The organism is Aquabacterium sp., assembly GCF_021768455.1.
GTDB lineage: Bacteria > Pseudomonadota > Gammaproteobacteria > Burkholderiales > Burkholderiaceae_C > Aquabacterium.
In genome coordinates this window covers 1-18,805 of sequence record NZ_JAIZVX010000009.1, presented here as the reverse complement: position 1 = coordinate 18,805, position 18,805 = coordinate 1, and the positions used below count along the sequence as shown (strand labels likewise).

Sequence of the window (18,805 nt, the reverse complement as noted above, 5' to 3'; positions counted from 1 at the left end):
GTTCAGACCGGATGTGGAGATGGCCCGATTGTGGAACCGCCCTACCCCGCACAAACCCGGATCACCCCGCCCATTCCCGCCATCTTTACGCTCCTTCACAGGAAGGCCCGTCTGTCACTCGATGGGTGTCAGCTTTGCCACACTCAGCATCAGCCATTTCACGCCATGGCGGCCAAAGTTGACCTGCACGCGTGCATCCGGGCCACTGCCTTCCAGCGTCAGCACCACCCCCTCGCCGAACTTGTTGTGGAACACGGCTTGCCCCACCTTGAAGCCCGCTTCGGTCTTGGCCTGGGCCATCTTGCTCGGCAGCGGCGCGGTGAGGTCCTTGAAGTCGTCTTCCTTCTTCCCACCCCAGGGCTGAGCGCTGCGGCCACCACCATAGCCGGATCCACTGGATCCACCTTGCCGCCAGGGTTGCGCCCCGGCCCCCACCACCGAGCCCATGCCCTTGCCGGTCGACCAAGCGTCCTGGTAGGTCTTGGCAAAGCCCGAGCCAAAGCCTTGGTTGCGCGGCGTGAGCCACTTCAGCGAGGCCTCGGGCAGCTCGTCGAGGAAGCGGCTCTTGATGTTGTAGCGCGTCTGGCCATGCAGCATGCGCGTCTGGCAAAAGCTGATGTGCAGGCGCTGGCGGGCCCGCGTGATGGCCACATACATCAGGCGCCGCTCTTCTTCCAGGCCTTCGGTGCTGGTGGCCGAGTTCTCGTGCGGGAACAGCCCCTCCTCGAGGCCCGTCAGGAAGACGTTGTTGAACTCCAGGCCCTTGGCGGCATGGATGGTCATCAGCTGCACGGCGTCCTGGCCAGCCTGCGCCTGGTTGTCGCCCGCCTCCAGCGAGGCGTGCGTGAGGAAGGCCAGCAGCGGCGAGATGATCTCGCCCGTCTCCGCATCCGGCAGGGTGTCGACCGCGGCCACCGCCGTAGGCAGCCCCTCTGCAATGGTGCCCGCGGGCTCGTCCACCGGCAGGGCCACGGCGTCCTTGCCAAAGCCTTCCTGCGTCACGAAGGCCTCTGCCGCGTTCACCAGTTCGGCCAGGTTTTCCAGCCGCTCCTGGCCCTCTTTCTCGTTGCGGTAGAAGTCCGACAGGCCGGACGACGCCACCACGTGCTCGATGATCTGGCGCAGCGTCAGGCCACGCGTGGCCTCTCGCATGGCATCGATCAGGGCCACGAAGCCCTGCAGGTTGGCGCCCGTCTTGCCCGGCACCGCCGTCACGCTTTGCGACAGGCTGCGCGCACTCGATCGGGCGGCATCCTGCAGCAGCTCCACGCTGCGTGCCCCGATGCCGCGGGTCGGGAAGTTCACCACCCGCAGGAAGCTGGTGTCGTCGTTGGGGTTCTCGATCAGGCGCAGGTAAGCCAGCGCGTGCTTCACTTCGGCACGCTCGAAGAAGCGCAGGCCGCCGTACACCTTGTAAGGCACCCCCGCGTTGAACAGCGCCGATTCGATCACCCGCGACTGCGCATTGCTGCGGTAGAGCACCGCCACCTCGTGCAGGGGCTGGCCCTCGCGCTTGAACTGCCGGGCCTCGTCCACCACCCACTGGGCTTCGGCGTAATCGCTGGCCGACTCGTTGATGCGGATGGGCTCACCCTGTCCGGCATCGGTGCGCAGGTTCTTGCCCAGGCGCTTGCTGTTTTGCGAGATCAGGGCATTGGCCGCGTCGAGGATGTGACCGAAGCTGCGGTAGTTCTGCTCCAGCTTGATCACGCGGGGCACGCGGAACTCGCGCTCGAAATCGGCCATGTTGCCCACCTGGGCCCCACGGAAGGCGTAGATGCTCTGGTCATCGTCGCCCACGGCGAACACGCTGTTGCCCGTTTGCGCCGGGTTGCCGGCAAAGACCTTGAGCCAGGCGTATTGCAGCTTGTTGGTGTCCTGGAACTCGTCGACCAGGATGTGCTTGAAGCGGCGCTGGTAGTGCTCGCGCACCTCGGGGTGATCGCGCATGATCTCGTAGGTGCGCAGCATCAGTTCGGCAAAGTCGACCACGCCCTCGCGCTGGCACTGGTCTTCGTAGGCCTCGTACACGGCCAGCTGCATGCGGCCCACCTCGTCACGGGGCTGGATGTCCTTGGGGCGCAGGCCACTGTCCTTGGCGTTGGCGATGAAGTAGCTCGTGGCCTTGGGCACGCACTTTTCTTCGTCGAACTTCAGCGCCTTGATGATGCGCTTGACGGCCGACAGCGAATCCTGCGTGTCCAGGATCTGGAAGGCCTGCGGGAGGCCGGCCAGCTTGGCGTGGGCCCGCAGGAAGCGGTTGCACAGCCCGTGGAAGGTGCCGATCCACATGGCCCGCGTGTTCAACGGCAGCATGGCCTGAAGGCGCGCCTGCATCTCCTTGGCTGCCTTGTTGGTGAAGGTCACGGCCATGATGCCGCCCGGCGAGACCTGGCCGGTCTGCAGCAGCCAGGCAATGCGGGTGGTCAGCACCCGGGTCTTGCCGGAGCCCGCACCCGCCAGGATGAGGGCGGGCCCGGGCGGCGCGGTCACCGCGGCGAGTTGCTCTGGGTTGAGGCCCACCAGCATGGGGGAATTGCCGGCCGGAGCCGCTTGGGGGAACAATCCCTCGGACGCAGTGTGATCAGTCATTGAAAAATTGTAGGCGCCCTGGCGATGTCGCGCCGCGAGAAGGTCGGCGCCAGCGGTGCCGCGTCCGGCTTCAGGGCGCACACTGCCCCATTCAAATCCAAATTCAGGGACACCATGCAGACATCGCCACCGGCAGGGCCGCCTCGCAGGCCCTCTGCCACGCCCCCATCCGCACCGGGCGGCTTCGAGAACACACCGCTCACCATCGACATCCCGCCGTCTCGCCGTGAGCTCAGTCACCACGACATCATCTTCACCGGCTCCGGCAGCGAGTACTTCCGCATCTGGATCGTCAACCTCCTCTTGATGCTGCTCACCCTGGGCCTCTACTACCCGTGGGCCAAGGTGCGCAAACTGCGCTACTTCTACGGCAACACCATCGTCGCCGGCTACCCCCTGGCCTACCACGCCGACGCCCGCCAGAGCTTCCGCGGCTTCCTGCTGGTGGCCGCACTCATGGCCGTCTACAGCCTGGCGGGTCAGACCTCGCCCCTGGCCAGTGGCCTCGCCGGCCTGATCCTGGCGGCCATCTGGCCTGCACTGTTCCGGGCGTCGCTGCAGTTCCGCATGGGCAACACCAGCTGGCGCGGCCTGCGAATGGGCTTCAACGGCTCCCTGAAAGACGCCTACCTCGTCTTCCTCACCCCCATGGCCCTGGTGATCGGTACCGGGGTCCTGATGGCCGTGATCATGCCCTTCCTGGGGCAGGCCCTGGGCCATGTGGCCAGCCTGCTCATCGGCCTGGCCATGCTGCTGATGCTGGCCCTCATCGGTCCCTACACCTGGTGGCGACTCAAGCGCTACCAACACAGCCACTACACGCTCGGGCAACTGCAGACGCAGTTCAAGGCAGGTTTTGGCGATGTCTCCCGGGTCTTCCTGCAAACCAGCCTGCTCGGGCTGGGTGCGCTGGTGCTGCTGGGCGGCATGCTGGCCGTGATGCTGGCGCGCAGCGGCCTGAGCCTGCGGTCACCCGGCACCCCGGAGGTCTGGACCGCCCTCCTGGGGCAAGCGAGCATCCTGCTGATCGGCTTCGGGCTGCTCACCCAGTTCCTCGTCGGCGCCTTCTACACCTCACGCATGCACAACCTCGTCTGGGGCCGCACCGGCAACCGCCAGATGCGCTTCAAGGGCCACCTCCACGTGGGGGCGGTCGCCAGGGTCAGCGCCGTGAACCTGTTTCTGCTCGCCCTCACCCTGGGGCTGTACTGGCCCTTCGCCCTGGTGGCCATGACGCGCCTGAAGCTGCATGCCATCGAAGTCATCAGCCGCCTGAGCCCAGAGCAACTCATGGCCAGGGCCAGCCCAGCGCAAAACGACGCTGCCGGCGATTTCGCGGCTGACCTCATCGGCGTGGACGTCGGCCTCTGATGCCCGAACCGGCCTCGCCCCGCATCCCGGCCCGCTACTTCGACGGGCACAGCGGCGCCGTCCACGAAGTCCTGCTCTGGTGCGAAGGCGAGATGCTCCAGATTGCCGGCAAGACCTTGATGCGCCAGGCGCCCTTGCGCCAGGTGCAGTGGCCCGAACGCACCCGCCACGGGCCACGGCTGGCCCACTTGCCAGGCGGCGGCAGCGTGCAAGCCCTGGAATCCGCCCAGTGGGACGACTGGGTCGCCCAGACAGGCCTGGGTGAATCGCTGGTCGTGCGCGCGCAGCAGAGCTGGCGCTGGGCCTTGCTGGCCACCGCCTTGCTGTTGGCCGTCACCCTGTCGGCCTACCGGTGGGGACTGCCGCTGGCCTCGCAGGCAGTGACGGCCCTCATCCCGGGCCAGGTCGAACGCCAAATCGGCGACACCGCCCTGGCGGCCATGGAAGGCCGCCTGCTCGGCCCCTCTCGGCTCGATCCTGCGCAGCAGGCGGCCATCCGCGAGGGCTATGCCCGGGCTCGTGGCCTGCGCTTCCCGCGCGGCAATGCGCCCGGGGTCTCGCTGCAGTTCCGGCGCTCCCACATGGGCCCCAATGCCTTCGCGCTGCCAGGCGGCACCATCGTCGTCACCGACGAGCTGGTCCAGTTGCTGGCCGATCGCCCCGACATCCTGCTCGGCGTGCTGGGCCACGAAACCGGACACGTTCACCTGCGGCACGGCACGCGCAGCCTGGTGCAGGCCAGCGTGCTGGGCACGGTGGCCGCGCTGGCGCTGGGCGATGTGAGCACCTTGCTGAGCACCGCCCCGGTCCTGCTGGGCCAGATGGCCTACTCCCGCGATTTCGAACGGGAAGCCGACAACGAGGCCATCGCCTGGCTGCGCGCCAGCCAGATCCGCCCCTCGGTGATGGCAACGCTGTTCGAGCGCCTCCACGCCACGGCAGGCGCTCAGGCCCATCAAGGCCCCACCGGGCCCCATGCCGACCGCGATGGCACCAGCACCCCATTGGCCCAGACGCTGGGCATCGCCTTCCGCTCCCACCCGGCCGATGCAGAACGCATCCAGCGCTTTCAGGCCGCCGATCAACCCACCGTGGGCTTCCTGCCCTCCAGCCCCGCACCGTCGGCCGCCCACCCCTGACCCGGCTCACAGCCGTCGGTCGGTTCGGGCTGCGGCCCCGAATTCGTTCCCGCCATCGCGCGCCACACCATGAGCCCCCAAGGCCCCCAGCGGCGTGCCAGAGCCCAGGCCTCCAGCAGCGTGCGCAACGCACCACCGCCGCCCCGCGGCGCCACTCGCCTGCACAGGGCCAGCAGGCCCACAACCGCCCCCGCCGCAAGCCAGGGGTGGCCCTTCACCCCCTGCATCAGTCGGCCCGCACGGTCCCCCCAAGCACAAGCCGGTTTCAGCAACACCTCGGCCTGCACTGCACACTGACGCCTCAGCACCGCACTGCGGGCCAACAAGGCCTGTTTGCGCCGTGCCAACGCGAAGTCACTGCGCGGGTGAAAAAGCCCGGATCGCATCACGGCCCACCCTCATGCGATGCAGCCCCACGCCCCGCCGCCTTCGCCGCGGCCGACAAGGCGGCGACGTCTGCCTGCAATTCCGCCAGCGATGCCGCGAGGGCGCCGCCTTCCGGGGGCCTGGCCCAGGCCTTCACCTGCCAAACCGCGCCCACGGCGGCCAGCGCGAACAAAGCGCTCACGCCGCCCAGCGCAAGCAGGCGGTGGGTTTCCCAGAACACCATGGTGAGGGTCAGGGCACCAAAAAGCAGGGCCATGCAGCCCAGCAGGAGCGCCACGGCCCCCCAGGCCAGCACCGCCAGCAGCCGACGCTTTTCCTCTTCCACCTCGATGGCCAGCAAGGCCAGTCGGGTGTGACCGATGTCCAAAAGGGTGCTGGCCAGGCCCTGCACCGAGCCCAGCAGGCCGCGCCCCCAACCAGGCACCGCAGCGCCAGCATGCCGATCAGGCTCGGCCATGTTCACACCTCACAGGCTCCCGCATCAGGCTCAACGCCGCCCGATCACGATGCCGAGCAACAGCCCCACACCGGCCGCGATGCCCACGGCCTTCCAGGGGCTCTCGTGCACATAACCGTCGGTGGCCTTCGCCGCGGCCTTGGCACGCTCCACCACCGCCGCCTGCGCGTCGATCAGGCCCGATTTGGCCTGCGACAGGGTGGCCTGCACCCGCCCCCGCAACTCCGCCACCCCTTCCCCGGCCTCGCCGGCCGTGGCGGCCAGCAAGGCCTCGGCATCGGCCAGCACCAGCTTCAGATCGGCCATCAGTTTGTCCTTCTGGGCTGCAGTCAAATCGCTCATGTCAGGCTCCTTCGTTGGGTGTTTCAAGGCTCAATGCAGGATCAGCAAGGGCAGCTGGCTGTGCGACAGCACGCTCTTGGTCAGCGAGCCATGGATCAGCGCATCAAAGCCATGGCGGCCATGGGTCGCCATCACGATGAGGTCGCATTCCTGCTTGCCGGCCACGTCCACGATGGCCTGCTGCACGTTGTCGGTGATGACGAACTGACCGTCAAAGGCCACGCCGGCGTGCTTGGCCTTGTCGGCGAACACGGCCAGCAACTCGCGGGCATGGGCCTCACAGCGCTTTTCGTGCTCCTGGAAGGTGGCCACGTCGTAGGCCACGGCCGATTGCTCCACCACCAGCACCGGCAGAGGGGGCTCGACCGTCAGGGCCGTGATGCGCGCACCCAGCATCTTGGCCAGACCGATGGCGTGCTCCTCGGCCTTGAGCGAGAGTTCGCTGCCGTCCACCGGCACCAGCAAATGTTCATACATGACGTGCTCCTTCAGCTTGATCGGCGGCGGGCGCTCCACCTGCCCTGAAACCATCCTAGGCCTCCCGCTGCCCTGCGCCAAGCCCTTTCCGTGACGGCAACAGGCGTTTCCTGCGCCGCCTTGATCCACCGCAGGCGCTGCCCACCCTAAAATCTCGGTTTACCGCAGAGACACCCCGCTGAGATCGCCGCGCCCTCCGGTGCGGCCCGCGTGCCCACTCCATGACCGAACTCGCCAAATCTTTCGAACCCGGCCCCATCGAAGCCAAGTACGGCCCCCTGTGGGAGCAACGCGGCCTCTACAAGCCCACGCTCGACGCATCCAAGCCTTCGTTCAGCATCCAGCTGCCGCCGCCCAACGTGACCGGCACGCTGCACATGGGCCACGCCTTCAACCAGACCATCATGGACTCGTTGACGCGCTACCACCGCATGCTCGGCCACAACACCCTCTGGGTGCCCGGCACCGACCACGCCGGCATCGCCACGCAGATCGTGGTGGAGCGCCAGCTGCAGGAAAAGGGCATTGAAGGCCAGAAGACCCGACATGACCTGGGCCGCAAAAACTTCGTCGCCAAGATCTGGGAATGGAAGGAGCAATCCGGCTCCACCATCACCCAGCAAATGCGCCGCATGGGCGACTCGGTCTCCTGGGAGCACGAGTACTTCACCATGGACGACAAGCTCTCCAAGGTGGTCGCCGAGACCTTCGTGCAGCTCTATGAGCAAGGCCTGATCTACCGCGGCAAGCGCCTGGTGAGCTGGGACCCGATCCTCAAGTCCGCCGTGTCCGACCTCGAAGTCGAGAGCGAGGAAGAAGACGGCTCGATGTGGCACATCCGCTATCCCGTTGATGGCTCGGACGAGACCCTGGTGGTCGCCACGACCCGCCCCGAGACCATGCTGGGCGACACCGCCGTGATGGTGCATCCGGATGACGAACGCTACCAGCACCTCATCGGCCAGAACGTCAAGCTGCCCATCACCGGCCGCCTGGTGCCCGTGATCGCCGACGACTACGTTGACAAGGAATTCGGCACTGGCGTGGTCAAGGTCACCCCCGCACACGACACCAACGACTACCAGGTAGGCGTGCGCCACAAGCTGCCCATGATCACCATCTTCACGCTGGACGCGACGGTGGTGGGCGACCTGGCCGAAATCCCCGAGGCCTACCGTGGCCTGGACCGTTTCGTGGCCCGCAAGCAGCTGGTCGCCCAGTTGGATGCAGAAGGCCTGCTGGTCGAGGTCAAGAAGCACAAGCTGATGGTGCCCCGCTGCGCCCGCACCGGCCAGATCATCGAACCGATGCTGACGGACCAGTGGTTCGTGGCCATGACCAAGGCCGGCCCTGACGGCAAGAGCATCGCCCAGAAGGCCATCGACGTGGTCGACAGCGGCGAAGTCAAGTTCGTGCCCGAGAACTGGGTCAACACCTACAACCAGTGGATGAAGAACATCCAGGACTGGTGCATCTCTCGCCAGCTCTGGTGGGGTCATCAGATTCCCGCCTGGTACGGCACCGATGGCGAGCTGTTTGTGGCCCGCAACGAGGAAGAAGCCCAGACCAAGGCCGCTGCGGCAGGCTACACCGGCACGCTGACCCGCGACGAAGACGTGCTGGACACCTGGTACTCGTCCGCCCTGGTGCCGTTCTCCACCCTGGGCTGGCCCGAGCAGACGAAGGAGATGGACCTCTTCCTGCCCTCTTCCGTGCTGGTCACCGGCTACGACATCATCTTCTTCTGGGTCGCCCGGATGATCATGATGACCAAGCACTTCACCGGCAAGGTGCCGTTCAAGCACGTCTACATCCACGGCCTGGTGCTCGATGCCCAGGGCAAGAAGATGTCGAAATCCGAAGGCAATGTGCTGGACCCGGTCGACCTGATCGATGGCATCGCACTGCCCGAACTGCTGGACAAGCGCACCGTCGGCTTGCGCAAGCCCGAAACCGCACCCAAGGTGCGCAAGGCCACCGAGAAGGAATTCCCCGAAGGCATCCCCGGCTACGGCGCCGATGCCCTGCGCTTCACCTTCGCCACCCTGGCCAGCCTGGGCCGCAGCATCAACTTCGACAGCAAGCGCTGCGAGGGCTACCGCAACTTCTGCAACAAGCTCTGGAACGCCACCAAGTTCGTGCTGATGAACACCGAAGGGCAGGACTGCGGCCTCAAGGCCCACACCCCTGGCGTGTGCGCAACCGGCGAGTACCTGGACTTCAGCCCCGCCGACAAGTGGATCGTGTCGGAGCTGCAACGCCTCGAGGCCACGGTGGAACAGGGCTTTGCCGAGTTCCGCCTCGACAACGTCGCCAACGCCATCTACCAGTTCGTCTGGGACGAGTACTGCGACTGGTACATCGAGATCGCCAAGGCCCAGATCAATGCCGCCAAGGATGCCGGCAACGAGGCGCAACAACGTGCCACCCGCCGCACCCTGATCCGCGTGCTGGAAACCGTGCTGCGCCTGCTCCACCCCATCACGCCCTTCATCACCGAAGAGCTGTGGCAGGTTGTGGCGCCCGTGGCTGGCCGCAAGACCGAAGGCAGCGACGAATCTCTGGTGACGGCCGCCTACCCGCGCGCCGACCTGGGCCGTGTCTGCGCGGAATCGGACGCCTGGGTCGCCAAGCTCAAGGCCATCGTGGGCACCACCCGCAACCTGCGCAGCGAGATGAACCTCTCCCCCGCCGAGCGCATGCCCCTGCTGACCACGGGAGACGCCGCCTTCATCACGCAGGCGGCCCCCATCATCAAGGCCCTGGGCAAGCTCAGCGAGGTCAAGCTGCTGGACGACGCCGCCTTTGCCGAGGCCACCGCCATGGCCCCCGTGGCCGTGCAGGGTGAAGCCCGCCTGGCCCTGCACGTCGAGATCGACGTCGAGGCCGAAAAGGCCCGCCTGGGCAAGGAAGTGACGCGCCTTGAAGGCGAGATCGCCAAGGCCCAGGCCAAGCTGGGCAACGAAAGCTTCGTGGCCCGCGCTCCCGCCGCCGTGGTGGAGCAAGAAAAAGCGCGCGTGGCCGATTTCACGGCCAGCGTGGAGCGCATCAAGGCCCAGCTCAGCCGTCTGGGCTGAGCCTGCGAGGGGCTGCGCCCCTCCCTCCCCCCATTGCGGACAGCAAAAAGCCCTCGAGAGAGGGCTTTTTCTTTGGGGACATCAGGACGAGGCGGGCGAAGGCGGCCGCGGCGGCAACAGCCCTTCGGATTCCAGCTGCTGGATGATCAGGCTCACCAGGGTGGACACCGACGGCCGCCCGGTGTCGACCGCATAGTGCGCGGCCATCTCGTACAGCGCATGGCGCGCCTCGTGCAACTCGCGCAGCTTGGCCAACGGGTCGGCCACCTGCAACAGGGGCCGCTGGGTGTCATGCCTCAGGCGACGGAACAGCTCTTCAGGAGAAGAGCGCAGGTAGATCACCGTCGTGCGCTCATGCAGGTGCTGACGATTGACCTCGCGCAGGCACGCGCCCCCGCCGGTCGCCAGGATCAGCAAATCGCCCTGGTGAGCGGTCAGCTCGTCCAGAACGGCCTGTTCCAGATCCCGGAAAGCAGGTTCTCCGTGCTGCTCGAAATAGGCACGGATCGGCATGCCGATCCGCTCTTCGAGCACGATGTCGGCGTCAAGGAAGCGAGCACCCAATCGCCGAGCCAGCTGGCGACCGACGGTCGACTTGCCACCACCGGGCAAGCCCACCAGAGAAACAACGGAGACCAAGGAAAACCATTCCGATCAGCGCAAGGCGGCCTTGTCCGAAACCACCTTGGGGGTCAGGAAGATGAGCAACTCCGAGCGCGAGGCATTGCGGATGTTGTTCTTGAAGAAGAAGCCGAGAATGGGGATGTCACCCAGGAAGGGAACCTTGTTCTCGGTCTCGTCTTCGGACTGCACGAAGATACCACCGATCACCACCGTGCCGCCATTCTCAACCAGCACCTGGGTCTGGATGTGCTTGGTATTGATGGCGTAACCGGCAGTGGTCACCTGGCCCACGCTGTCCTTGTTGATGTCCACCGCCATGATGATCCCGCCTTCAGGCGTGATCTGCGGGGTGACTTCCAGCTTCAGGTTGGCCTTGCGGAACGACACCGCCGTGGCACCCGACGAGGTCGCCGACTGGTAAGGCAGTTCCGTGCCCTGCTCGATCAGGGCCTTGACCTGGTCCGCCGTGATGACACGCGGGCTGGAGACGATCTTGCCCTTGCCATCGGCCTCCAGGGCCGAGATTTCCAGGTTCAGCGCATGGTTGGCACTCGACGAGAACAACGAAACACCCAGGGTGGCTGCCGAGGCGCCACTGGACAAGGCCGTGGCCGGCAGGTTCACGAAGTAGCTGTTCGCCGTGCTCGCGGCCGTACCGGTGTAACTCGACTGCGCACCGGTGTAGTTGCCACCGATGCCCAGGTTCCAGTTGCCAGCGCTGGCCACCGCTGTGGTGTTCGACGTGCCCAGGCGCGCACCCAGGGTGCGACCGAAGGAATCGTCGGCTTCCACGATGCGCGCCTCGATCAGCACCTGGCGAACCGGGATGTCGATCTTGGCGATCATCTGCTGGACCTCTTCCAGCTTGGAGGGGATGTCGTTGACGAAGAGCTGGTTGGTGCGGGTCTCGTAGATCACGCTGCCACGAGGCGACAGGATGCGCGAGGCATTGCCGCTGCTGGACGTGGTGTTGTTGCCCGTCAGCCCCTTGGCGATCTCTTCTGCCTTGGTGTAGTTCAACTGGAAGGCCTGGGTGCGGGTGGGCTCCAGGTTGGCGACCTGGGCCTTGGCTTCCAGGTCCATCTTTTCCTTGGCGTTGATCTCGTCCTTGGGCGCAATCCACAGCACATTGCCCGACTTGCGCACCCCCAGGCCCTTGGCCTGCATGATGATGTCCAGGGCCTGATCCCACGGGACGTCCTTCAGGCGCAGGGTCACGTTGCCGGTGACGGTGTCGGACGTCACCACGTTGAAGTTGGTGAAATCGGCGATGACCTGCAGCAGGGCCCGCACTTCGATGTTCTGGAAGTTCAGCGAGAGCTTCTCACCCGCGTAACCCGGGCCTTGCGTCAGCTTGTTCGGGTCGGTCTTGCGGGCACGCACCTCCAGCACGAACTGGTTGTCGGTCTGGTAGGCCGAGTGCTCCCAGTCGCCCCGCGGTTCAACGACCAGCTTGACGCGGTCGCCGGACTGCGTGGCCGTCATGCCCTTGACCGGCGTGCCGAAGTCGGTCACGTCAAAGCGGCGGCGCAGGCGTTCCGGCAGGCTGGTGCGCATGAACTCCACGACCAGGCTCTGGCCTTGCTGCTTGATGTCGACGCCCACCTGGTTGTTCGGCAACTCGACCACCACGCGGCCCGCACCGTCCTGACCGCGGCGGAAGTCGATGTCCTTGAGCGCCACCGATGCGGCGTTCTTGCTGTCGGCGAAATGCACCGTCTTGTCATCGGCCGCCTTGAGCTCAGGCGCCGCCGCCGGGGCCGTGGCCGCCGACTGGTCGAGCACCAGCAACAGGGCCTTGCCTTGCAACTGGGCCTTGTAGGTGGTCGCCTGGCGCAGGTTGAAGACCAGGCGGGTGCGCTCACCGGCCTGCGCCACGTTCACCGAACGCAGGTTGCCCTGGTTGATGTCGACGATGTTCTTCGTGAGCGCGCTGCTCACGCCAGGCAGGTCGATGGCGATGCGGGGCGGGGTCTGCACAACAAAGCCGGCCGGGACCGCGGTCAAGGCCTCGCTCATCTCGATGCGCACCACTTCAGAGCCAGCCTGCATGCTGGTCGTGATCGACTGGATGGCCGCAGCGGCCCAGGTCAGCGGCGACACACACGCCAGCGTCAGCCCGGCCAACGCAACACGCCACGGTTTCATAGTGAGTTTCTCCAGCTTCAATGTCATCGTCCGCCCTCCTGAAGTTGCAGGGTGGTCGGCCGTTCAATCCATTCGCCCGCGGCGTCCTGAACGATTTCTCGCAAGCTCACCTCGGTCTCGGTGATCTTGGTGATCTTTCCAAAATTCTGGCCAAGGTATTCACCCACCTTGACCTGGTAGAGCAGGTTGTCGACCTTGAGGAGCGCAAAAGGCACCCCCTTCTTGGTCACGCTGCCCACCATGGTCATGCTGTCGAGCGGGAAGTTCTCCAGCGGTTCCTTGCGGCGGTTGAGTTCGGCGGCCACGGCCGAATTCGGCTGCCGGGCTTCCTGGCGCAAGGCACCGGTGAGCTTCTGGGCGCTGAATGGCTCGACACCATCGAGGCCTGCATAGGTTTGCGGATTGAACTTCTGCGGCGGCGACAGGGGCGGCACGCTGGGCTGCACCTCGTGGCGCTGCTGCTCCATCCAGGTGTTGAGCTCATCCTGCTCGTTGCTGCAGGCGGTGAGTGCCAGCACGCCCGCGGCGGCGATCAACCAGCGTTGAGGGCGGTTCATCATTTCTGATCCCCCTTCTTCTGCTTGGCTTTTTCGGCCCGGATGGACTCGAGCTCGGCCGGGTCCAGGTAGCGGTAGGTGCGCGCCGTGGCCTCCATGGAGAGGTTGCCCTGGGCGTCCTTGACGTCCTTGGGTGCGGCGATCACCAGGTTGTGCAGGGTCACGATGCGGGACAGGTTGGCGATGTCGGCGGTGAAGGCGCCGATGTCGTGGTAGCGGCCGGTGACCTTCAGGGAAATGGGCAGTTCGGCGTAGTAATCCTTGACCGACACCTGGCCGGGACGGAAAAGCTCGAACTCCAGGCCACGGCCCAGGCCTGCCTGGTTGATGTCGGAGAGCAGTGCGTCCATCTCGGCCTTGCCGGGCAGCTGCTTCTCAAGCTGCTTGACGTACTCCTCGACCTGCACACGCTGTTTGCGCAGCTCGCCCAGGTTGACAGCCTGTGCCACCTTGCCGCGGTATTCCTGCTTCAGATTGGGCTCGGTGTCGCGCTCGGCCTGGAGCTGGTCGCTCTGTGACGACACCAGGGTGAACCAGCCAAAGGCCAGCACACCCAGGGTCGTGGCGGCGAAGGTCGCCAGCTTGGGCAGCAGGGGCCACTGGCCGGGCTCGTTGGGGTTCAGCCCGCGGAACTGTTCCTGAGCCTGCTCGAACCAGGCGTTCAAATCGATGTTCATGTTGGCCATGTCCGGGTCCTCAGGACGGCTTCGCTGCCGAAGCAGCGGGCGAGGGGGCCGACGCGGCCGACGCAGCGGAGGCGCCAGACGCCGCCACCGCGGCCGCCGACACGTCCTGCGGACGCTTGAGGTTCACACGCACGGAGAACTCGAACAGGCGCTTCGGATCGCGGCTGTCCTTGCCTGCGGCACCTGCCTTGATTTCCTGCAGGTCGGCACGTTCCAGCCACTCGGAGCGCGTGTTGGTGTTGCGCAGGAACTCGGCCACCCGCTCGTTGGTCTGGGCCACGCCCGTCACCAGCACAGCCTGGCCATCCTGACGGATGCTGCTCAGGTAAATGCCCTCCGGGGTCTGGCGCACCAGTTCGTTGAGCAGGTAGACCGGCATGTTGCGGTCGGTCTGGAGGTCTTCCACGGCGCGCTGACGCGCCTTGAGGGAGTCGATCTCGGACTTGAGGGAGGAGACGTCCTTGATTTCGTCGTCCAGCTTGTGGATGGCAGCGCGCAGAAACTCGTTGCGGGCCTGCTGGGCGGAAGTGAGCTGCTGCAGCACCACGTACCACAGGGCCACCAGGACGGCACCGGCCACCACCGAAAGGCCCAGCCCAACGAAGAAGGCCTGCTTGCGCAGGCGACGCTTCTCTTCGCGGTGGGGAAGGAGGTTGATCAGGATCATGCGAGGAACCTCCGCATGGCCAGCCCGCAGGCGGTCAGGTAGGAGGGCGCCTCGCGCCTGAGCTTGCTTTCACGGATGGCAGAGCCCAATTTCATGCCCTCGAAGGGGTTGATCACCATGGACGCAAAACCGGTGAGCTCGGTCACGCGGTCCTTGAGGCCCGGCAAGGTGGCGGTGCCACCGGCCAGCATCACGTAATGCACCTTGTGGTGCGGCGTGCTGGTGAAGAAGTACTGCAGCGCCCGGCCGATCTCCTGGGAGAGGCTGTCGACAAAGGGGCCAAGGATGGTGCCCTGGAAGTCTTCCGGCAGGTCGCCGGACAGCTTCTTGAGCTCGGCCTCTTCGAAGGAGAAGCCGTATTGGCGGGAAATCAGCTGGGTGAGCTGGGCGCCACCAAAAGCCTGGTCGCGGTCGTAGAGCAGTTCGTTGTCGCGCAGCACCTTGAGGCTGGTGGTTTCGGCACCGATCTCGAACAGCGCCACCAGGGCGTCTTTCCCCTCACCCGGCAAGGCCCCGACCAGGCGCTGAACGGCAAGACGAGAGGCGTAGGACTCGATGTCGAGGATCGCCGGCTTGAGCCCGGCGGCTTCGGCCAGCCCCTGGCGGTCCTGCACGCGGTCCTTGCGGGAGGCCGCGATCATCACCTCGACGTCTCCGGCCGAGGTGGTGCTGGGGCCCACCACGCAGAAGTCGAGGCTGACCTCGTCGAGCGAGAAGGGGATGTACTGGTTGGCCTCGGCCTCCACCTGCATTTCCATTTCTTCTTCGCGCAGGCCGGCCGGCAGCATGATCTTTTTGGTGATCACCGCCGATTGGGGCATGGCCATGGCCACGTGCTTGGTGCGGGTGCCACTTTTGGTGACCACCTTGCGCACGGCTTCCGCGACCTCGTCGAATTTTTCGATCTGGCCGTCGGCAATCCAGCCCTTCTCGAAGGGCTCGGACGCAAAGCGTTCAAGGATGAAGTCGCCAGACGCAGACTGGCTCAATTCGACCAGCTTCACGCTCGATGAACTGATGTCCAGTCCGATCATTGGCGGATGCTTGCGGCCCAAGAGCGTGTCAAGAAAGCTCACACCGTCCCCCACGCGCCACTGCTGGCGCTGGAAAGTTAATAAACCACTTCAATGCTATCAGCAAAGGTTTTGTGGATGAACGCAGAGATAGCAGGAGAAATCCCCGTCACGTTGCGCGATGCACACGCCTTACAAGCCGTTTCAAAACCAACAGACTGAGCAGGTTTGCCCCACCCTCACTGGTGTAGACCAAACCGGACAACATGGTTTCTATAATCCGCCCACCTTCCATGGTGTGAGCACATGAGCGATTCCCAGAAAGACAGCCCTTCTTCCAGGCCTGGCCCTGCCCAAGCCCCTGCCAAGCGCCCCGGGTGGTACCGCTGGCTGGTCAAGCCCGTGCTGGTGCTCGTGGGACTGGGCGTCGCCGGCGCCTTGTCGGCCGTGCTGCTCGCGGGTATTGGCCTCGCCGTGGCATACCCCAATCTACCCGAAGTGAAGGGCCTGACCGACTATCAGCCCAAAATGCCTTTGCGGGTTTACTCGGCAGACCAGGTCCTGATCGGTGAATTCGGGGAAGAAAAGCGGAATTTCATGCCCGTTCGCGAAATTCCGAAGGTCATGCGAGACGCTGTCCTGGCCATCGAAGACGCCCGCTTCTACAAGCACGGTGGCGTGGACTACCTCGGTGTGCTGCGTGCCGGGCTGGCCAACTTTGGCGAATCCCGCAGTCAGGGGGCCTCCACCATCACCATGCAGGTAGCCCGCAACTTCTACCTGCCCACCGAGAAGACCTTCACGCGCAAGATTTACGAGATCCTGCTGGCGCTCAAGATCGAAAGCCTGCTGAGCAAGGACCAGATCCTCGAGCTCTACATGAACCAGATCTACCTGGGGCAGCGCGCCTACGGCTTTGCCGCGGCCTGCGACACCTACTTCGGCAAGCCCATCAAGGACATCACCATCGCCGAAGCCGCGATGCTGGCCGGCCTGCCGAAGGCCCCCTCGGCCTACAACCCGGTGCGCAACCCCAAGCGGGCCACCATCCGGCAGCAGTACATCATCGACCGCATGGCGGAAAACGGCTTCATCACGCCCGAACAGCGCGACCAGGCCAAGGCAGAACCCCTGCAGTACCGCAGCAAGGCCCCCATCCCCGTGCACGCGGAATACGCCGCAGAGGCTGCGCGCCTGCTGATGCACGAACAGTACGGCACCGAGGCCTACTCCCGCGGCCTGAGCGTCTACACCTCGATCAACCTGACCGAACAGAACGCGGCCTACAAGGCCTTGCGCAAGGGGCTGCTCGACTTTGACCGCCGCCAGGCCTGGCGCGGCCCCGAGGCCTACATCGACCTGCCCTCCGACCCGAAACAGATCGACGTGCGCGTGGCCGAAGCCCTGGAAGAACACCCCGACAGCGAAGACATTCGCGCCGCGGTGGTGCTCAGCGCCGACCCGCGCAAACTGGTGGCGGTGCTGCAGTCTGGCGAGACCCTGGAGGTCGGCCCCGAAGGCCTGAAGGCCGTGGGCAACGCCCTGACGGACAAGGCCAACCCGAAGCAGCAGATCCGCCGTGGCGCGGTGATCCGCGTCAGCAAGGACAAGCAGGGCAACTGGTTTGTGCTGCAGTTGCCGGAGGTGGAAGGCGCCTTTGTCTCGATGGACCCGCGCACGGGCCTGATCCGCGCCATGGTCGGCGGCTTTGACTTCGGCCGCAACAAGTTCAACCACGTGACGCAAGCCTGGCGCCAGCCCGGTTCGAGTTTCAAGCCCTTCATCTATTCCTCGGCACTGGAAAAGGGCTTCACCCCCGCCACCGTGGTGAACGACGCGCCGCTGTTTTTCGACACTGGCGTGACCGGCAGCCAGCCCTGGGAGCCCAAGAACTACGACGGCAAGTACGAGGGCCCGATGACCCTGCGGCGTGGCCTGGCCAAGTCGAAGAACATGATCTCGATCCGGGTGCTGAAGTCGGTGGGCGTGCATTACGCCCAGGACTGGGTGACGCGCTTCGGCTTCGAGGCGGCCAAGCACCCCGCCTACCTGACGATGGCCCTGGGCGCAGGCTCGGTGACCCCGTTGCAGATGGCAGACGGCTACGCCGTGTTCGCCAACGGCGGGTACCGCGTGAACCCGATGATGGTGCTGAGGGTGACCGATGCCCGCGGCCACACCCTGGCGCAGTACCGCCCGGCCGTGCTGGACGAAAGCATGCGTGCCATTGACGCCCGCAACGCCTTCATCATGAGCAGCCTGCTGCAGGAGGTGACGCGATCGGGCACGGCGGCCAAGGCCCAGGCCCTGCTCAAGCGCCCCGACCTGTACGGCAAGACCGGCACGACCAACGACTCGATGGACGCCTGGTTTGCCGGCTACACCGCCCACAACGTGGCCGTGGTCTGGATCGGGCACGACCAGCCCCGCAAGCTGGGCGACAAGGAAACCGGTGGTGGCCTGGCCTTGCCCGTGTGGATCGACTTCATGTCGACCGCCCTGCGCAACGCCCCGGTGGAAGAGCCCACACCGCCCGAGGGCGTGGTGAACATTGGCGGCGAGTGGTTCTATGAGGAATACACCTCGGGCACGGGCGTTCGCGAACTGGCGCCCGATGTCAGCGATGCCGCTCCAAGCACCACAGCGGCCCCGAACCCCAGCAGCGAGGAAGAGAAAAAAGGCATTCTCGACCTCTTTGGCGAACACAAGAAGCCCTGATCGGGCCTCCGCTCAGTTCAGCTCAGAACACCAGACCAGGCCTGGATTGCTCGCTGGCGCAGGACGACAGCAGCGCGAAGAACTCCGCGCCCGAGCGGGTGTCCAGCCACTGGCCGGTGGCCAGGTCGTACTTGAAGTGGAAGCCCCCGCGGCGCGCGGCCAGCCAGAGTTCCTGCAAGGGCGGCTGTGCGTTGACGATCAGCTGGCTGCGGTTGGGCAGGGAGAGGGTCATCATGCTGCCCGAGCGGGCGGTGTCGATGTCGACCACATCGTCCTCCAGCCAGCCATCGACCTTGGCCTCGATGCGGGCGAGCACGGCCTGGATGGCTGCGTCGTATTGGGCATCGCTGAGGCCCGAAGGGCTGTCGACGGAGGTGGTCATGGTTTGTGATCCTTAAAATGGCGGCATGAACCGCAAGACTCAAATTTTAGGCACCGATGCGCCCCTGCCCCGCGCCCACGGACGATCTCCACTGAAAACGTGGGGCAAGCTGCGTGGCACCGCCCTGCTCTGCCTGAGTCTGGCGCTTTCTGCCTGCGGTCAAAAAGG

At 65.5% G+C, this 18,805-nt stretch carries 15 protein-coding genes; 4 read left to right on the top strand and 11 right to left on the bottom strand.

The features are described 5' to 3' along the window. Positions 1–114 precede the first annotated feature (114 nt). Complete coding sequence (locus tag QZ994_RS02340) at positions 115–2,529, bottom strand: UvrD-helicase domain-containing protein (RefSeq protein WP_367172249.1); 2,415 nt, start codon at positions 2,527–2,529, stop codon at positions 115–117. A gap of 177 nt (positions 2,530–2,706) precedes the next feature. On the opposite strand from QZ994_RS02340, the gene QZ994_RS02335 reads away from it, so the two are divergent. Then, on the top strand, positions 2,707–3,963 hold the full coding sequence (locus QZ994_RS02335; RefSeq protein ID WP_290867649.1) for a YjgN family protein: 1,257 nt from the start codon (positions 2,707–2,709) through the stop codon (positions 3,961–3,963). Continuing rightward, positions 3,963–5,102 carry a M48 family metallopeptidase gene (locus QZ994_RS02330; protein ID WP_290867646.1) on the top strand — a complete coding sequence of 380 codons (1,140 nt, stop codon included), beginning with the start codon at positions 3,963–3,965 and terminating at the stop codon, positions 5,100–5,102. The genes QZ994_RS02335 and QZ994_RS02330 overlap by 1 nt, the downstream gene beginning before the upstream one ends. A 385-nt stretch (positions 5,103–5,487) precedes the next feature. On the opposite strand, the gene QZ994_RS02325 is transcribed toward QZ994_RS02330, so the two are convergent. From QZ994_RS02325 to QZ994_RS02315, 3 genes are read right to left on the bottom strand one after another with little or no spacing between them, the layout of a single operon-like run. Further along, entirely contained in the window at positions 5,488–5,946 is a 459-nt protein-coding gene (locus tag QZ994_RS02325) for a phage holin family protein (RefSeq protein ID WP_290867643.1), read from the bottom strand. A gap of 30 nt (positions 5,947–5,976) precedes the next feature. Continuing rightward, positions 5,977–6,279: a YqjD family protein gene (locus QZ994_RS02320; RefSeq protein ID WP_290867706.1), complete on the bottom strand. Its 303-nt coding sequence runs from the start codon at positions 6,277–6,279 to the stop codon at positions 5,977–5,979. 39 nt (positions 6,280–6,318) lie between these two features. Further along, on the bottom strand, positions 6,319–6,765 hold the full coding sequence (locus QZ994_RS02315) for a universal stress protein (RefSeq protein ID WP_290867640.1): 447 nt from the start codon (positions 6,763–6,765) through the stop codon (positions 6,319–6,321). 221 nt (positions 6,766–6,986) lie between these two features. Here QZ994_RS02315 and QZ994_RS02310 point away from each other — a divergent pair, with 221 nt between their 5' ends. Next, on the top strand, positions 6,987–9,842 hold the full coding sequence (locus QZ994_RS02310) for a valine--tRNA ligase (protein WP_290867637.1): 2,856 nt from the start codon (positions 6,987–6,989) through the stop codon (positions 9,840–9,842). Positions 9,843–9,923: 81 nt separating this feature from the next. Here the strand turns inward: QZ994_RS02310 and QZ994_RS02305 are convergent, their stop codons facing one another. The 6 genes from QZ994_RS02305 to QZ994_RS02280 are packed head-to-tail and all read right to left on the bottom strand — an operon-like array spanning position 9,924 to position 15,600. Beyond that, a complete protein-coding gene (locus QZ994_RS02305; protein WP_290867634.1) occupies positions 9,924–10,481 on the bottom strand; it encodes a shikimate kinase in 558 nt (185 codons plus the stop codon). A gap of 15 nt (positions 10,482–10,496) precedes the next feature. Beyond that, positions 10,497–12,614, bottom strand: coding sequence for a type IV pilus secretin PilQ (gene pilQ / locus QZ994_RS02300; RefSeq protein WP_290867631.1), 2,118 nt, complete (start codon positions 12,612–12,614; stop codon positions 10,497–10,499). Positions 12,615–12,637: 23 nt separating this feature from the next. Then, positions 12,638–13,171 carry a pilus assembly protein PilP gene (locus QZ994_RS02295; protein ID WP_290867628.1) on the bottom strand — a complete coding sequence of 178 codons (534 nt, stop codon included), beginning with the start codon at positions 13,169–13,171 and terminating at the stop codon, positions 12,638–12,640. Next, positions 13,171–13,857 carry a type 4a pilus biogenesis protein PilO gene (locus tag QZ994_RS02290; RefSeq protein ID WP_290867625.1) on the bottom strand — a complete coding sequence of 229 codons (687 nt, stop codon included), beginning with the start codon at positions 13,855–13,857 and terminating at the stop codon, positions 13,171–13,173. The genes QZ994_RS02295 and QZ994_RS02290 overlap by 1 nt, the downstream gene beginning before the upstream one ends. 10 nt (positions 13,858–13,867) lie before the next feature. Further along, complete coding sequence (locus QZ994_RS02285; RefSeq protein WP_290867622.1) at positions 13,868–14,524, bottom strand: PilN domain-containing protein; 657 nt, start codon at positions 14,522–14,524, stop codon at positions 13,868–13,870. Beyond that, positions 14,521–15,600 (bottom strand): pilus assembly protein PilM, encoded by a 1,080-nt coding sequence (locus QZ994_RS02280; RefSeq protein ID WP_290867619.1) that lies wholly within the window; start codon positions 15,598–15,600, stop codon positions 14,521–14,523. The genes QZ994_RS02285 and QZ994_RS02280 overlap by 4 nt, the downstream gene beginning before the upstream one ends. 243 nt (positions 15,601–15,843) lie before the next feature. Between QZ994_RS02280 and QZ994_RS02275 the strand changes: the two genes are divergently transcribed. After that, on the top strand, positions 15,844–18,255 hold the full coding sequence (locus QZ994_RS02275) for a penicillin-binding protein 1A (RefSeq protein WP_290867616.1): 2,412 nt from the start codon (positions 15,844–15,846) through the stop codon (positions 18,253–18,255). 22 nt (positions 18,256–18,277) lie between these two features. Here the strand turns inward: QZ994_RS02275 and cyaY are convergent, their stop codons facing one another. Next, the gene (gene cyaY / locus QZ994_RS02270) at positions 18,278–18,637 is read right to left on the bottom strand and encodes an iron donor protein CyaY (protein ID WP_290867613.1); all 360 of its coding nucleotides are present in this window, start codon (positions 18,635–18,637) and stop codon (positions 18,278–18,280) included. Between the last annotated feature and the right edge of the window lie 168 nt (positions 18,638–18,805).

What these genes read in the sequence shown, in the direction of transcription:
- QZ994_RS02330 (WP_290867646.1), top strand. Translation starts at nt 3,963, where the DNA reads ATGCCCGAACCGGCCTCGCCCCGCATCCCGGCCCGCTACTTCGACGGG.
- QZ994_RS02310 (WP_290867637.1), top strand. Translation starts at nt 6,987, where the DNA reads ATGACCGAACTCGCCAAATCTTTCGAACCCGGCCCCATCGAAGCCAAG.
- pilQ (WP_290867631.1), bottom strand. Translation starts at nt 12,614, where the DNA reads ATGAAACCGTGGCGTGTTGCGTTGGCCGGGCTGACGCTGGCGTGTGTG.
- QZ994_RS02340 (WP_367172249.1), bottom strand. Translation starts at nt 2,529, where the DNA reads ATGCTGGTGGGCCTCAACCCAGAGCAACTCGCCGCGGTGACCGCGCCG.
- QZ994_RS02315 (WP_290867640.1), bottom strand. Translation starts at nt 6,765, where the DNA reads ATGTATGAACATTTGCTGGTGCCGGTGGACGGCAGCGAACTCTCGCTC.
- QZ994_RS02335 (WP_290867649.1), top strand. Translation starts at nt 2,707, where the DNA reads ATGCAGACATCGCCACCGGCAGGGCCGCCTCGCAGGCCCTCTGCCACG.
- QZ994_RS02295 (WP_290867628.1), bottom strand. Translation starts at nt 13,171, where the DNA reads ATGAACCGCCCTCAACGCTGGTTGATCGCCGCCGCGGGCGTGCTGGCA.
- QZ994_RS02325 (WP_290867643.1), bottom strand. Translation starts at nt 5,946, where the DNA reads ATGGCCGAGCCTGATCGGCATGCTGGCGCTGCGGTGCCTGGTTGGGGG.
- QZ994_RS02275 (WP_290867616.1), top strand. Translation starts at nt 15,844, where the DNA reads ATGAGCGATTCCCAGAAAGACAGCCCTTCTTCCAGGCCTGGCCCTGCC.
- QZ994_RS02290 (WP_290867625.1), bottom strand. Translation starts at nt 13,857, where the DNA reads ATGGCCAACATGAACATCGATTTGAACGCCTGGTTCGAGCAGGCTCAG.
- QZ994_RS02285 (WP_290867622.1), bottom strand. Translation starts at nt 14,524, where the DNA reads ATGATCCTGATCAACCTCCTTCCCCACCGCGAAGAGAAGCGTCGCCTG.
- cyaY (WP_290867613.1), bottom strand. Translation starts at nt 18,637, where the DNA reads ATGACCACCTCCGTCGACAGCCCTTCGGGCCTCAGCGATGCCCAATAC.